Consider the following 13,696-nt stretch of genomic DNA (forward strand, 5'->3'; position numbering starts at 1 on the left):
CCCCGCTCCCCCGCTCTCCTGCTCCCCCGCTCCCCTGCTCTCAAAATAGGTTGTCTGTGGTTGGGAAATGCGATCGATCAGGTGAGTGGCGATCGCTACGCTCATATTTTTCTGCTATACGTAGATCCAGAACACCGACACCGGGGAATAGGTTCAGCCTTAGTTAGCCTTGCTGAGAATTGGGCCAGAGAAAGAGGCGATCTACAAATTGGTTTACAAGTATTTGTCACTAATAAACCCGCCCTTAATCTTTACCAAAAACTCGGCTACCAAACCCACTCTCTCTCAATGCTAAAATCACTAGAGTAAACTAGAGTAAAACTTAAATTGCAGGAATTGCTAAACTAGAAACGGTAGGTTTTCGCTCCGCATTAATAGAAGCATTGAAAGCGGCTTCTGCGCGTTCTAAAGAATTAGGTAAAGAGGTTTTACTGCCATGCTGACTACCTTTAAATTAGATTTAAGTAAGTTTATCGAATTGACAGACGAGCAATTTTACCAGCTATGTCGGGTTCACCCCGATTATAAATTTGAGCGCAATGCTAAAGGAGAATTACTGATTATGTCGCCAACTGGAGGAGAAACGGGAAACCAAAATATTGACTTATCGTATCAAGTGCAAAGTTGGAGCCGCCGGAATAGTAACTTAGGCATTGCTTTTGACTCTTCCACTTGTTTTAAAATGCCAAAGGGAGGCAATCGTTCTCCTGATGCTTCTTGGGTAAGCCGAGAAAGATGGGAAGCGTTAACACCTGAGCAAAAAAGGAAATTTCCGCCTTTGTGTCCTGATTTTGTAGTTGAGTTACGCTCTCCTACAGATTCTATCAGAGAAGTGCGGGAAAAAATGCAGGAATATATGGAAAATGGTGCGCGTTTAGGTTGGTTAATTGACCCACAAACGCAGAGTGTAGAAATTTATCGACCTGGTAGAGAAGTAGAAGTTTTGCAGTCTCCGAGTACGCTTTCAGGTGAGGATGTATTACCTGGATTTGTGTTAGAAGTAGCGCCGGTGATAGGGAATAATTGAATAATATTTAATTCCGCTTTCTTCTGTAAGTTAATTACTTTCTAAACCTTGTTCAGATTCCGATGCTAATTTCTCCCCAATTTTCGGCTCAGTACCATTCAACAATCGCTGAATATTAGCACGGTGTCGCACAATTACAAATACACCACCAGCAATTCCAAATAACTCATAGGCTAACGGTTGACCAAAAGCAAACATTAAACCAGAAACCCCAATTGCCCCAATAATAGAACTCAAAGATACTATTCGCGAAATAGCTAAAACAAAGCCAAAAATCCCGAAAGTTCCTAAACCTACAGGCCAATATAAACCCAACAAAACTCCCAAACTTGTAGCCACAGATTTACCGCCTGCAAAGCCTAACCAAATAGATTTACTATGTCCTAAAACTACAGCTAAACCTGCTAAAGTTGCCATCCAAGGCAATATTTCTGTAACATCTTCTATCCCTGCGGTTGCTGCTAGCTGAGAAGTGACATTGAGAGCATAGATATAGCGAGTCAGAGAAATTGCCGCTATCCCTTTCAAAACGTCAACCAGTAACACTCCCAAAGCGGGCCATTTACCCAAGGTTCTCAGCACGTTAGTTGCACCGGTAGAACCAGATCCCACCTCGCGTAGATCGATTCCTAAAACCCATTTAGCTACACTATATCCCGTCGGAATCGAGCCTAGTAAATAAGCAGCCAATAACACAGAAAAATTTAAACTTAACCACAATCCCATAATGAATTCACCTCAATGTTCTGTTTTGAACGTAACGCCGCCCTGTAGGCGGTGAATTTACCGCCCAGAGGACGGCGCTACAATTTAACTGTTCTATCAAAAATCTTTAGGCATCAAATTCTGTGGATCGGGAGCAAAGGCTAACCATAAGGGAAATTGGAGCATTGACAGACTAATTTGATCCTCTGTTTCATCAATTATAATTAAAGGCAATTTTCCTTCTTTCACTAAACGATCTGCTTTTTGTGCTACATCTTCCGCCGCCTCAAACAAAATAATTCCTCGTTCCGGGCCGAAGTCATTCCTCGTAATTCCTAGACAGTCTTGCAAACCTCTACGCCATTCTCCCAAACGTTCGGGACTATTGGCTAGTACAAGAGTTCGCAAACGACCACCATATAGCGTTCTAAGTACAGAAATTACTGTTGAAGAAATCAAGATATTTTGTAAGCGGGAACCCATTGTTCGTAACGCTCCCTTTCCACCTTGAGTAAAAAACCAATTCGAGACTTTTTCGGCGTGAATTGGCTCAAAAGTGCGGCGCAATTGCCAAGGCGGGCCGTAGTAATCGGGAAGAGTGCGATATTGGTCGAGAATACGCCGAATTTGTTTGGCTTGTTCTTGAAAACCTTGCTCGGTAAATCGGGGATTTGCAGGTGCATCAGCAGAGGATCGAGACTCTTCAATAATTTGTTTTGGTTGCTCTTGTACTTCTGGTACTAAGTCTAATTGTTCGGCGGTACTTGCTAAATCTTGCAAACTTCCTACTAGATAGTCTTTAAAACCCTGAACTCGAATTGCCAAGTCTTGGGAAACGCCTGCAAAAGTGGTTCGCATTTCTTTTTGAATGCGATCGCGACGGCGTTCTAATTTTTCTACTTCAATTTGTAGTGATTGTTTGCGTTGTTCTAATTGACCTAAAGCTTCTTGCACTAAACGCCCAATTGCGGCTTGAGTGTCGCTGAGTTCTTGCTGCAAATTAGCTTTTGTCGCCAGCATAGTCTCAACTTCTTGTTTCAACTCCTGTTGTTGCTGTTGCAAGTCGATCGTTTGCTGTACTAACTTTTCGGTTACATTGTCTGTGATGTCTGTTAATAGTTCACTTATAGGATTTGGGTCGGCGGCGGATTCGCCTTCAGTAATTGGCTGTACAGCCGATTCATCAATTGCAGCAGAGGCAATTGATAAATCCTCTGCCATTGGCTGTGCGATCGCAGACTCAATTGCCTCTGTCACAGCCTCATCCTTTGGAGTGGAATCTTCGGGATTAACTGACACTTCGATTTCTTGTTGTTGATGTTCTTGGGTTTGAGTTTCGTCTGAATTCATGGGGACTAGGGAAGAAGGGGCTAGGGGCTACGATGCTCAGGGCTAGGGGCAGAGGCAAGAGGGTTAGGGGCTAAGGGAGGGCAATAGAATCATGGTTTTAGTCATCAACGAGTGTCCTAACCGTCTTGACGGTTGCTATATAACAAGAAAGAAGAAGGAAGAGAGAAGAGGGAAGAATGCTTATACAACAAGCTTTTTAGCCATTCTCATCTTACGTTTAATTAGGTAAATTTACATAGCAGTTTTTAGTTGTATGAGAACAGGGTGACAGTTAACAGTTAACAGTTAACAGTTAACTATTAACTGACTTCATCTTTCATTCTTCAGTCCTTTCGGGGACAGCGCTGTTCTAAACACGCCTGTAGCATTTTAGGATCGAAGAGTACCGGGAGGAAGTGAATGCTGTTGACTTCTTTAAAGTAGAACAGAATGGGTACGGCCGGCCAGAATACCCGCCAGTTAAGCCATTCTTGGTAGGGAAAGCGCCGGATTAGGTCTTCTTTGCGGTATACGTCTAAGGCTGTGTCAGTGAATTTCAGGCGGATGGTAGCGGCCTGATACATCAGAAACAAGCCAAAAAGAGCGATCGCTAAACTTACCACTTTTTGCACCAGCAGCAGAGGTAGGGAGATCCCGACTAGGATTAGGGGAATCGCGTAACTCGGAGTCAGTTCTATTGTCTGTGTCGAGTTGATGGATGACGAAGTTGCAGTCACAGGCTTAATCCCGACTTGTAAACGAATGTTGCTAATTATTTCATTTTATCTCGTAGGGCTGGCGCTCGCGGATGGAAAAAATTGGATTGAATCTGGATTTATGAGAAAATGTCGCGATCGCAGTGGGTACGAAAGAGGGGCCAGAGATTAGTAATTAGGAATTAGCCTTTTGAAGGCGAAAAGGAGAATTTATCTCCATTTCCCCTCTTATAATATAAATAAAATATAAGCCGTTTTATGACACTTTGTATAATAAATATGACTAGCTTGCTTCTTTACTAAGATAGCAACCGCCACAACGGTTAGGACACTCGCTCATGGCTCAAACCATTGACTCTCTTACCCCTTTTCCCTTCTTTCCCTTCTTTCCCTAACCCCTAGCCCCTAGCCCCTAGCCCCTAACCGCCCTGGCGGTTGCTATACTTGATTTAGAGAAAAAGGTTTTCGCCTTGCGATCGCTGGATTTTAGCCATGCTCAATAATTTAAGGTTCGCAAGGCGAAAACCTGAAAAACCAGTAGTTCGAGAAAATTATCTCCCCGTAATGACAAAACAGGGATTAGACCATGCTTAGCACTGATTTTTTGTTGAAGCTGCGCTACCGCAAATTAGCAGGAGGATTTTCAGGTACAACCCAGTAGTAAACTTTTCTGCCTTCCACTTCTACTACCTGCTCAGGTTTCCAATCGCCCATATCGAATTCATGGGAAACAATGCGCGTACCTGGTTTTAATTGACTGAGTAATTTGGGGCGCAGTCTGACGTTAAGTTCTGGCAGTAAGTAAAGCGTGACAACTGTGGCCTCACTGAAGTTAGTTTGGAATAAATCTGCCTGACGAAACTCGACGCGATCGCTCACGCCAGCTTTTTGGGCGTTCTCATTAGCTTCTCGAATGCGTTCTGGGTTGATATCAATACCAATGCCCCGTGCGCCCACCTTTTGAGCGGCTGTAATCACAATCCGACCGTCGCCACTACCCAGATCGTAAACTACGTCATTGGATTGCACATTTGCCAACCGCAGCATTTCATCCACAACCTTTACAGGGGTTGGCACGTAAACGACATCGGGTGTACGGGTAGGAGCTTCCGTTGTGGAATTAGAAACAGGAACTTCCGTTGTATTGTTAGAAGTCGTTTCAACTCGATCGGCAGCAGAATCAGTTTGAGAGTTAGTAGTGGGACTTGGAGCCACTGTCTCAAAGTTACGCATTTGGCTACAGCCAATTCCAGCAAGACTGAGAATGCTAACGCCAACAAAGAGGGAGCGTTTAATAGTTTTGTGTTGCACGATTGTCATCTCCAAAAAAGTTTGCTATGTACTATGACGGACGAAGGGAAGACCCAGTAAAACAACGATGACCCCCGCGATCGCACCGATGCCTGCATAAATTAGGCTGGAGTAGAGTAAATAGCCACAAATTGCACAGAACAACAGCGGAACGATGGGGTAAAGCGGGACGCTAAAGGGGCGGATGCGATTGGGTTCTCGAATGCGTAAAACAATTAACGACATAGTGCTCAATAAAAAGAAGAACCAAAAGATGGGCGCAGTATAGTCCACCATTGTTTCAAATCCTTTGCGGGTGAAGGTTCCCAGCCCAACCAGCATGAGGGCGATCGCGCCTTGAAATAAATAAGCGGTTGTAGGTGAACTCGGATGTGGATACCAGCGTCCCAACCAGCGAAAGGAAGGCACATCCTGTCCTAGAGCAAAGCTACTGCGTGCGCCCGTAAAAATGGTGCCGTTGATCGACCCCAGCGTGGCGGTCACAACCAGTAAACTCACAAAGGCGGCCCCCGGTTCACCCAGCACTCGCCGCAACAAATCTGCGGCAACGGCTTGAGAGTCTGCCATACCTGCGATACCCAATCCCCGCAGATACGCCAGATTAATCAGCACATAAAGTCCTGTAATGATGCCAATACTCCACAGGAAGGAGCGGATAATATTGCGCTGCGGGTTATGAATTTCGGCAGAAATGTAAGCGGCTTCATTCCAACCGCCGTAGGATAGCAGCACAAAGACCAGCGCTAAGCCCCAAGAAGAGGTAGGGGAGGCATCGGCGGGAAGGGACGGGATGGGAGGAAGGGAAGATGTCAGACCCACTAGGATGACCAGCAGTAAGCCTAAAACGAGTATCACTGCTAGCCCGTTCTGGAAGTGTTTGCTCTGGCGCAGCCCAATGATATTGAGCATTGTCAGCAGGGCGATCGCGACTGCGGCGTAAATGGCAGGCGAGTAACCACCTAGTGGCAATAGCTGAGAGGCATAGTCGCCAAACACAAATGCCAGCAAGGCGATCGATCCAGTCTGAATCACAGTCATGCGTGCCCAGGCAAATAAAACCGCGATCGGTTGCCCAAAAGCCCGTTTCAGGTAGTAATAGTTACCGCCAACATGGGGATAGGTCGTCGCTAATTCGGCGTAGCAAAGTGCTCCCAGCAATGACACCACACCACCAATCAGCCAGACTCGAATCACACCACCAACCGTGCCGGTATTAGCAGCAACCAAAGCAGGGGTTTCAAAAATGCCCGCACCGATTACTAGCCCAACAATCAAGGCGATCGCATCAATTAGACTAATGGAGGGTTTTGGAGTCGCGCTTTGAGGTTCTTGACGTTCCAGCAGTGCAATATTTTCTAATCTACTCACAGTTTTACCTTCTCAACGACTAGAAGTTGTAACCGACACCTAGCCGTAAACCAACTTCCGTTTTGCCCAAAAATCCGACGTTGACACCTGCGTTTGCCGTAAATTCCTCGGATAAAGGAACATCGACACCACCTGTAACCAGTGCGCGGACTACGCTATCGTTACCCGTCGAAATCACAGCACCACCCCCCACATAGGGCGCAATACCAACTCGTCCATTAGCAACAGAACGAACTGGAAAATCAACGGTGACAGGGAGTAAAAGAGCGGGTTCGCTGCCAACGGCGATCGCAGGGCGGGCGGACAAATTATTGGTCAACCCAATTTTGCTGAAAATGGTAAAACTACCCCGCCCCAAATCAGTGCGTCCGCCAAAGCCAATATTTGCACCCACGCCAACGTAGCTTGGCCCCGATAGCGTGGCTCGACCAGGAGTCACTGTTTGGGCAACCGTTGGGGTAGCAGGTTCTGATATTGGTTCAGGAATTGGGTCAATTGTCTGAACAGATAACGTTTCAGCCTGCAAACTGGCGGCAGAGGTTAAAACCTTGTCGGGTATGGGTATTGTTTTGGCTTCTAAGGGTGATAAATCTGAGGAAAATTCAGAAGCAGCAGTTGGTTGAGGGGTAGTTGGCAGGGGTTCAGCGTGAGCCGATCGCCCACTCAGAAAAAGTAGAATTCCTACCAGACTGGAAATGAAAAAGAATTGCTGGAAACGAGAAGTCTTCATCGTCAAAAACCTATTCTAAGATAGGGCAAACAATCAATGACTATCTTTAGTTTCAATAGCAAATGTGACTGGAAAGTGACAGAGTTTAATTGCGACAAGAAACCTATCGCTAGGCAGATTAAGGAACAAGTTTTTTAATGGTCTCATCCCCTTTAGGGGTGATAAGTAGAAGGAAGAAGGAGGAAGGAGGAAGGAAGAAGGAAGAAAAATTTAGTTATCTAGGAGAGAAGGAAGAAGGAAGAAAAATTTAGTTATCTAGGAGAGAAGGAGGAAGGAAGAAAAATTTAGTTATCTAGGAGAGAAGGAAGAATGTTTATACAGTCAGCAGCCCAAACCCTTTCTAGTATTGTATTTTCCTCCGGCCATCTGCCATCTGCCTCCTGCCTCCTACCTCCTGCCTCCTGCCTTCTTCCTCCTGCCTCCTGCCTCTCTAAAGAGGCAGTTCTATTTGAAACAGAGAACCTTTCCCCATCTGGCTACTTACTGTTAGCTGCCCGCCATGAGCTTGCACAATTTGCTGAGCGATCGCTAATCCCAATCCATAGCCACCTTTCTCCCGCGTTCGTTCCTCATCAACTCGGTAAAATCGGTCAAAAATCTGTGGTAAATCTGCCTCTGGAATGCCGATTCCCGTATCTTCTACTTGAATTAAAAGGCGCTGACATTGATGCAATAACCGCAACCATACTGTTCCTTCAGGCAAGGTATATTTGCAGGCATTAGTAAGTAGATTCGAGATCGCTTGTTTTAATAAATCCGCATTGCCTTTGATGATAACTCTGTCTTCAGGCAGTTGTAAATGAAGCGTTAACTGCCGGTCAACAATCTGTATTGATAAATTAGCGATCGCATCTTTCAACAACTCGTTTAAGTCAATCGATTGCGTCGAGTTTGGGTCTAAATGTCCTGCCTGTCGTGCTAAAAATAAAAGATCGGTCACTAACCGATTCATCGACTTAACCGTTTCCGCAATCTTTTCTAATCGAGTGTGCTTAGGCTTACCTGCCTCAACTGGACTGAGTAACCCAACCTGGGCATTACTAAGAATGATGGCAAGCGGTGCCCTTAATTCATGGGAGGCATCAGAGGTAAAACGTTGTAGTTGAGTATAGGAATTCCTAATAGGTTGCATCGCCAACCCGCCTAAAAACCAACCTACTAAGCTAATCGCGCCCAAGGTCAAAGGCACTGTTACCACCATCACGATCAGCAACTCTCTGAGTGTATTCTGAGCATCTGTTAACGGGATGGCAATTTGGAGGTAGCCAATCGTGCGTCCGTTGTAGTCAACTGGTAGTGTTAATTGTCGCAGCCAGTTGGAGGGAGATTGAATGGTTTCAAAGGCCGCGATCGCCTCAATCCGATCCAAGGGTTGCATCCCATAAAACTGTTGTAGTTCTCCAGTCGCCGAATACCAGCGAACGTAAATAATATCACTGTCAGAGGGGGGAGAATAATTCCCCAGAATCGGAACGTTACTCAGATCGATGCGTTCTTTTCCTTGGTGCCAACCATAATCGATATTGGCAGCCATGACTCTTGCTTTTTTATAGAGTAGGCGATCGCTTTCTTCTAAGTGGTTAACCGATCGCTGGTAGTAAATAATGCCGGCAAAAACGATCAGAATAGTCCCCATCGACAGCGTAAACCACTGGGCAAGATTGCGACGGCTACGATTAAACATCTGGATTCAAGCGATATCCCATACCATATATAGTTTCTAGCCAAGTGACAGCACCTACCGCCTGCAATCGCTGCCGCAGACGACGCACCAGGGTAGTAATCGCATTACTCTCCGGTTCGCTGCCCCACTCCCACAAAGCTTGCTCTATTTGACCGCGAGAAAGGACTTGACGAGGGTGACGCATGAGATACTCCAGAAATTGAAATTCGCGCCTCGATAAAAGCATACTGCGATCACCGCGTTCCATTGTCAGCGTTGATAGATGTAGAGTCAGATCTTCAACCTGTAAAGTATCCCCTTGCCAAACTGGGGATCGCCGTCCCAAGGCCCGCACCCGCGCCAGCAGTTCAAACACATCGGCAGGTTTAATCAGATAATCATCCGCTCCAGCATCTAAACCACTAATTTTATCAACAGTCGTATCTTTAGCAGTCAATAGCAACACTGGGGCAGTTTTTCCCAGACGGCGGTATTGCTGACACAAGCTTAAGCCACTGACTTTAGGTAATAACCAATCCAGGATCAACAGGTCATAGTCCCGCTGCGATAAAATACATTGAGCGATCGCCCCATCTTCTATACCATCTACAATATGTCCTGCCTCAGAGAGAGCAGTTTGAAGCGGTTCCAGTTGATTCACATCGTCTTCTACCAGCAGAATTCGCATCGATCTAACCATTGTTCTGCAAGCTTTATGGTAGAGAAGAAATTTAGGAAAAGCGTCCGTCAGAGGTAAGATTTACGTCAATCTTTTGCTAATTAGAATGTTCGTAGTTTCTGTATGCGATTGAGCAATCTAAATCTAAAATTCCAATGGCTTTACCTCGCTTCCGACAACTTCTCCACCGTGCTCACTGGGAATTTTGGTTGCCCCTGCCTTTGGTAGCCGCCTTATTCTGGACTACAGGTAACTCGATCGCAGCCCAAGTTCTAAGCCGTCGTTATGACTCCGTTAACAAACTTGAGGCAAATAGACAGTTAGAGGTGAGGTTGTCAGTAACAATCTTGACCATCAAGGCAGAAATCGATCGCAGCCGGGGTTTTACCACTATTTTTGTCAAAACTACTGACTCAACTTTAAAGAGGCTGGAATATGAGTTTCCATTCACCCAAGCTAGTCAAGTGGAAGCTGCGATCGCCCAAGAATTAGCAATACCGGTCGAAACTGTCCGCAAATTGATCGGCTACCGAATTAAAAACTGAGCGTTTGAAACGGCAAAAACCTTATGTCAGATGGGGAAAGTAGGCAAGAATAATCGGACTTACGGATGAGGCTCCAGAAACCGGGTTTTTGAGAGAATCTGTGGGTAAAAACGAAGTATTTTCGTAAAAAACCCGGTTTCTTTGGTTGGGTGCCAAAGTCCTGAATAATTGAAATATCGAGATGTTGAGGAGCGATCGCTTCTAACTGAGCACTTGAGTTAACTTCAGAAGATCGACCTCCTACATTCTGCCACCTGCCACCTGCCACCTGCCTCCTACCTCCTGCCTTTTGCCTCCTGCCTAACTTAATTACCTAGTCGCTGGAGAGCCATACTACCAGTGCCCTGAAACATCAACCAAGATAGGAAAAAATTGCAGATAAAGATCGCAAGCATAGAAGTCACAACAGCAGTCGTAGTGGACTGTCCAACACCTTTAGCACCGCCAGTAGTCGTCAAACCCCAACTCGTACCAATCACCGCAATTAAAGCGCCGAAAACAAAAGCTTTGATAGCTGGGGCACAAATATCCCAAGGCGTGAGAAAGTTTCGGGCCGATTCCAAAAACACGACTGGGGGAACACCATACATCCTGGTAGCAATCAGCAGACCCCCAGCCATACCCGTTACCAGAGATAAGATGGTCAAAATTGGCAACATCAGACAGCAAGCAATAACGCGAGGAATTACCAGGTAATCAATCGGGTCAGTTTTGAGGATATAGAGAGCATCAATCTGCTCTGTTACTTGCATAGTGCCAATTTCAGCAGCAAAAGCAGAACCAACTCGCCCAGCAATAATCACTGCTGTCAAGACTGGGCCGAGTTCGCGTGCTAAAGAGACAGCTAGTACACCACCAACGGCGTTAGTTACACCCAAGGCAATAAACTCCCGCGCTACCTGAATTGTAAACACCATACCCACAAAACCCGCAGTCACCAAGGCGATGAGTAGGGATTCCGGGCCCACAGCCACCATTTGGTCAAGGGTGTTGCGGCGATGAATAGTGCGAGTGAACAGGTGCAGAGTCACTTGGCCACCCAGCAGTATTGCTGCTAGAAATCGCTGACTCCACAATCCCAGGCTGGAAGAATTAGTCTGACTCAAGGTTAAGGATGGCTGTAACAACATTAGAGAATAATAAAATCTCTCTACAAATCTTAAACAAGTTTCTTTAACTCAGTACAAATCTTAAACAAGTTTCTTTAACTAAAAATTTAAGTTTTCTGACAGATTCGCTGCAAAAGAGCGATCGCTTCTATCGTAGAAGAGGACAAGTAATTTCAACTTGTATACCTGTAGGCAGTTTAGCTGATTTGTGAGTCTCTATATGAGCATCGTGCCTAATTTTCTGCGCTCTCTACTGCTGGCTAGTCTTTTCAGCTTTGTCGCTCCGCTATTGTTAATCGGAGTTGGGTTGAGCTGCTTTTACTTGATTAGTCACCTGCCTTACCTACAAGAGGTTGGCCACTTTGGGGCGGGTCAGATTTTGAAGTTCCTAGCAACTTTCGGCAATGGTAGCCCCGTTGAGGGATTTTTGGTAATTGGCATTACTTTTAGTCTGGTGGGAGTGTTGTTTGATACCTATGCTTCCTGTCAAAATGTGCGGGGCGGTTAACCGTACATTTGGTTCGGAGATTAACACTGGGAGTGCAAGAGTACATAAGTACGGTAATGCGAACGTGGTGGTGGGAGAAAACCGAATCACCTAATTGGGGAATTATCAATACATTAGAGACAGTTAAATCAAGGTTTCTTTAAACCCTAAAATTCAGAAGATTGGAGGTATTGATTATGTCTCTTATTCGTTTTGAACCATTCCGGGAAATTGATACTTTGCAGCGGGAAATGAATCGCTTGTTTGATACCTTTACGCCGCCAGTAGAGAGGAGTTCTAATGGTGTTGCGTTTATGCCTGCCGCTGAGCTGCATGAAACTCCAGAAGCTATTCACTTAAAACTAGAAATTCCTGGTTTAGATGCTAAGGATTTGGACGTGCAAGTGACGGCGGAAGCTGTTGCTGTTAGCGGGGAACGCCGCTCTGAAACTAAGACGGAAGATAAAGGTATTACTCGTTCTGAGTTCCGTTACGGTTCTTTCCGCCGCGTGATTCCTCTACCTGCACGCATTCAAAATGACAAGGTGGAAGCTAAGTACAAAGATGGAATTTTGAATCTGAATCTACCTAAAGCTGAAGCTGAAAAGAACCGCGTTGTTAAGGTGTCGCTTGATTCGGTTGATTAATATTTTCTCAGCATTTGAGGTTAGCTAGATATAACGGTTTTCAGTTGCGTCAGAAGAGGCTAATGGCTAATGGCTAATGGCTAATTGCTAATGGCTAATGGCTAATGGCTAATTGTGATTGGGAGATTGTACTTTGGCAAGCTGAAAACTGCGATAGATTTAGGGTGGGAACTACTCACCCTAATTTTTTTGGCTTTGTTGGCGATCGCCCCAATTACCATACTGCCGCGTTACAAATAATTAGGGGTAAGTTATAGAAAGTTAAAGATATCGGAAAAGTTGTTAAAAATAATGAAAATTAAAGACATCGGAGAACAAGGCTTATTAGCAATTCTACAAAAATTCTGCCCCCCAGAAATTATCGGAGATGATGGCGCAATCATCCCTATTCATGGTGATAAATCTCTGGTGATTACCACTGATATGCTCGTTGATGGGGTGCATTTTAGCGATCGCACCACAACACCCCAAGACGCGGGATGGCGTGCTGTTGCTGCTAATTTATCCGATCTAGCGGCGATGGGAGCATCACCCTTAGCGATCGCTGTGGCACTTAGCCTCACGCCTGACACTCCCGTTACTTGGGTAGAGCAACTCTACCAAGGGATGACAGCTTGTCTGCAACAATACAATACCCCGATCGTTGGTGGCGATATTGTGCGATCGCCCCTAATTGCTCTAGCTATTACTGCCTTCGGAGAAGTTGACCCCGCCTGCGCCATCCGCCGCAGTAGCGCCCAACCAGGTAATCTCATCGTCGCCACTGGCCCTCACGGAGCCTCACGCGCTGGTCTAGAATTGCTCCTTAATCCCCAATTAGAGACATCCCTTACTCCCTCCGAACGATCTTCGCTGATACTCGCTCACCAGCGTCCAAAACCCCGATTAGATGTGCTACCAATCCTCTGGGAAATTGTAGATTCTAAACTTTTAAAATGGGAGTCAAAATCAAAAATTCAAATCGCCGGAATGGATAGCAGCGATGGTTTAGCAGATGCCATTATTCAAATTTGTCAGGCTAGCAATGTTGGAGCCAAAATCGAGCGAAATCAAATCTCTATTCCCCCAACTCTCAGCCGCTTAGTGTCACCAGAAAAAGCACTAAATTGGGGATTATACGGCGGCGAAGACTTCGAGCTAATTCTCTGTCTTCCCCCGGAAATTGCTCAAAAGTTAGTAGAAAAATTAGGAGTGGGAGCAGCTATTGTGGGAAGTATTACAAAAAATCCTGACATTTTGTTAGTAGATAGTAACGGCATCTATCCAGAAGAAGAGTTAAGCATAACTAAAGGATTTCAACACTTCTGATTGTGAATTGCAGGAGGAGGCAGGAGGAGGCAGGAGGCAGGAGGCAGGAGGCAGGAGGCAGGAGGAGATAGG

At 45.6% G+C, this 13,696-nt stretch carries 16 protein-coding genes; 7 read left to right on the forward strand and 9 right to left on the reverse strand.

Going from position 1 to position 13,696, the window contains the following annotated elements:
* Together PN499_RS16900 and PN499_RS16905 are read left to right on the forward strand one after the other, a co-directional pair.
* The coding region (locus PN499_RS16900; protein ID WP_272033266.1) for a GNAT family N-acetyltransferase at positions 1 to 309 on the forward strand (309 nt) is incomplete at its 5' end.
* Between the two features lie 127 nt (positions 310 to 436).
* The gene (locus tag PN499_RS16905) at positions 437 to 1,027 is read left to right on the forward strand and encodes a Uma2 family endonuclease (RefSeq protein ID WP_272033267.1); all 591 of its coding nucleotides are present in this window, start codon (positions 437 to 439) and stop codon (positions 1,025 to 1,027) included.
* Positions 1,028 to 1,057: 30 nt separating this feature from the next.
* Here PN499_RS16905 and plsY read toward each other — a convergent pair whose 3' ends face one another.
* From plsY to rppA, 8 genes are all read right to left on the reverse strand, one after another.
* The gene (plsY, locus tag PN499_RS16910; RefSeq protein WP_272033268.1) at positions 1,058 to 1,753 is read right to left on the reverse strand and encodes a glycerol-3-phosphate 1-O-acyltransferase PlsY; all 696 of its coding nucleotides are present in this window, start codon (positions 1,751 to 1,753) and stop codon (positions 1,058 to 1,060) included.
* A gap of 96 nt (positions 1,754 to 1,849) precedes the next feature.
* Positions 1,850 to 3,082, reverse strand: coding sequence for a DUF3086 domain-containing protein (locus PN499_RS16915; protein ID WP_272033269.1), 1,233 nt, complete (start codon positions 3,080 to 3,082; stop codon positions 1,850 to 1,852).
* 323 nt (positions 3,083 to 3,405) lie between these two features.
* Positions 3,406 to 3,798 carry a DUF3119 family protein gene (locus PN499_RS16920; RefSeq protein ID WP_007357764.1) on the reverse strand — a complete coding sequence of 131 codons (393 nt, stop codon included), beginning with the start codon at positions 3,796 to 3,798 and terminating at the stop codon, positions 3,406 to 3,408.
* Positions 3,799 to 4,395: 597 nt separating this feature from the next.
* Positions 4,396 to 5,097 carry a methyltransferase domain-containing protein gene (locus PN499_RS16925; protein WP_272033270.1) on the reverse strand — a complete coding sequence of 234 codons (702 nt, stop codon included), beginning with the start codon at positions 5,095 to 5,097 and terminating at the stop codon, positions 4,396 to 4,398.
* A gap of 15 nt (positions 5,098 to 5,112) precedes the next feature.
* Entirely contained in the window at positions 5,113 to 6,456 is a 1,344-nt protein-coding gene (locus PN499_RS16930; RefSeq protein WP_272033271.1) for an APC family permease, read from the reverse strand.
* Positions 6,457 to 6,475: 19 nt separating this feature from the next.
* Entirely contained in the window at positions 6,476 to 7,186 is a 711-nt protein-coding gene (locus PN499_RS16935) for a porin family protein (protein WP_272033272.1), read from the reverse strand.
* Between the two features lie 430 nt (positions 7,187 to 7,616).
* On the reverse strand, positions 7,617 to 8,870 hold the full coding sequence (locus PN499_RS16940) for a sensor histidine kinase (RefSeq protein WP_272033273.1): 1,254 nt from the start codon (positions 8,868 to 8,870) through the stop codon (positions 7,617 to 7,619).
* The gene (gene rppA / locus PN499_RS16945) at positions 8,863 to 9,537 is read right to left on the reverse strand and encodes a two-component system response regulator RppA (protein WP_007354602.1); all 675 of its coding nucleotides are present in this window, start codon (positions 9,535 to 9,537) and stop codon (positions 8,863 to 8,865) included. The genes PN499_RS16940 and rppA overlap by 8 nt, the downstream gene beginning before the upstream one ends.
* Positions 9,538 to 9,683: 146 nt before the next feature.
* On the opposite strand from rppA, the gene PN499_RS16950 reads away from it, so the two are divergent.
* Positions 9,684 to 10,073 carry a hypothetical protein gene (locus tag PN499_RS16950; protein ID WP_007354603.1) on the forward strand — a complete coding sequence of 130 codons (390 nt, stop codon included), beginning with the start codon at positions 9,684 to 9,686 and terminating at the stop codon, positions 10,071 to 10,073.
* A gap of 305 nt (positions 10,074 to 10,378) precedes the next feature.
* Here the strand turns inward: PN499_RS16950 and PN499_RS16955 are convergent, their stop codons facing one another.
* Positions 10,379 to 11,203 carry an MlaE family lipid ABC transporter permease subunit gene (locus tag PN499_RS16955; RefSeq protein WP_007354605.1) on the reverse strand — a complete coding sequence of 275 codons (825 nt, stop codon included), beginning with the start codon at positions 11,201 to 11,203 and terminating at the stop codon, positions 10,379 to 10,381.
* A gap of 199 nt (positions 11,204 to 11,402) precedes the next feature.
* Here PN499_RS16955 and PN499_RS16960 point away from each other — a divergent pair, with 199 nt between their 5' ends.
* The 4 genes from PN499_RS16960 (at position 11,403) to thiL (ending at position 13,624) form a co-directional block, all read left to right on the forward strand.
* A complete protein-coding gene (locus tag PN499_RS16960) occupies positions 11,403 to 11,690 on the forward strand; it encodes a hypothetical protein (RefSeq protein ID WP_007354606.1) in 288 nt (95 codons plus the stop codon).
* Positions 11,691 to 11,866: 176 nt separating this feature from the next.
* Positions 11,867 to 12,316 (forward strand): Hsp20/alpha crystallin family protein, encoded by a 450-nt coding sequence (locus tag PN499_RS16965; protein WP_272033274.1) that lies wholly within the window; start codon positions 11,867 to 11,869, stop codon positions 12,314 to 12,316.
* A gap of 104 nt (positions 12,317 to 12,420) precedes the next feature.
* The gene (locus PN499_RS16970) at positions 12,421 to 12,573 is read left to right on the forward strand and encodes a hypothetical protein (RefSeq protein WP_272033275.1); all 153 of its coding nucleotides are present in this window, start codon (positions 12,421 to 12,423) and stop codon (positions 12,571 to 12,573) included.
* A gap of 34 nt (positions 12,574 to 12,607) precedes the next feature.
* Complete coding sequence (gene thiL, locus PN499_RS16975) at positions 12,608 to 13,624, forward strand: thiamine-phosphate kinase (protein WP_272033276.1); 1,017 nt, start codon at positions 12,608 to 12,610, stop codon at positions 13,622 to 13,624.
* The last annotated feature ends 72 nt before the right edge of the window (positions 13,625 to 13,696 follow it).

Origin of the sequence: Kamptonema animale CS-326 (assembly GCF_028330895.1) — a bacterium.
GTDB lineage: Bacteria > Cyanobacteriota > Cyanobacteriia > Cyanobacteriales > Microcoleaceae > Kamptonema > Kamptonema formosum.

What these genes read in the sequence shown, in the direction of transcription:
- PN499_RS16905 (WP_272033267.1), top strand. Translation starts at nt 437, where the DNA reads ATGCTGACTACCTTTAAATTAGATTTAAGTAAGTTTATCGAATTGACA.
- plsY (WP_272033268.1), bottom strand. Translation starts at nt 1,753, where the DNA reads ATGGGATTGTGGTTAAGTTTAAATTTTTCTGTGTTATTGGCTGCTTAT.
- PN499_RS16915 (WP_272033269.1), bottom strand. Translation starts at nt 3,082, where the DNA reads ATGAATTCAGACGAAACTCAAACCCAAGAACATCAACAACAAGAAATC.
- PN499_RS16925 (WP_272033270.1), bottom strand. Translation starts at nt 5,097, where the DNA reads ATGACAATCGTGCAACACAAAACTATTAAACGCTCCCTCTTTGTTGGC.
- PN499_RS16935 (WP_272033272.1), bottom strand. Translation starts at nt 7,186, where the DNA reads ATGAAGACTTCTCGTTTCCAGCAATTCTTTTTCATTTCCAGTCTGGTA.
- PN499_RS16940 (WP_272033273.1), bottom strand. Translation starts at nt 8,870, where the DNA reads ATGTTTAATCGTAGCCGTCGCAATCTTGCCCAGTGGTTTACGCTGTCG.
- rppA (WP_007354602.1), bottom strand. Translation starts at nt 9,537, where the DNA reads ATGCGAATTCTGCTGGTAGAAGACGATGTGAATCAACTGGAACCGCTT.
- PN499_RS16950 (WP_007354603.1), top strand. Translation starts at nt 9,684, where the DNA reads ATGGCTTTACCTCGCTTCCGACAACTTCTCCACCGTGCTCACTGGGAA.
- PN499_RS16955 (WP_007354605.1), bottom strand. Translation starts at nt 11,203, where the DNA reads ATGTTGTTACAGCCATCCTTAACCTTGAGTCAGACTAATTCTTCCAGC.
- PN499_RS16960 (WP_007354606.1), top strand. Translation starts at nt 11,403, where the DNA reads ATGAGCATCGTGCCTAATTTTCTGCGCTCTCTACTGCTGGCTAGTCTT.
- PN499_RS16965 (WP_272033274.1), top strand. Translation starts at nt 11,867, where the DNA reads ATGTCTCTTATTCGTTTTGAACCATTCCGGGAAATTGATACTTTGCAG.
- PN499_RS16970 (WP_272033275.1), top strand. Translation starts at nt 12,421, where the DNA reads ATGGCTAATTGTGATTGGGAGATTGTACTTTGGCAAGCTGAAAACTGC.
- thiL (WP_272033276.1), top strand. Translation starts at nt 12,608, where the DNA reads ATGAAAATTAAAGACATCGGAGAACAAGGCTTATTAGCAATTCTACAA.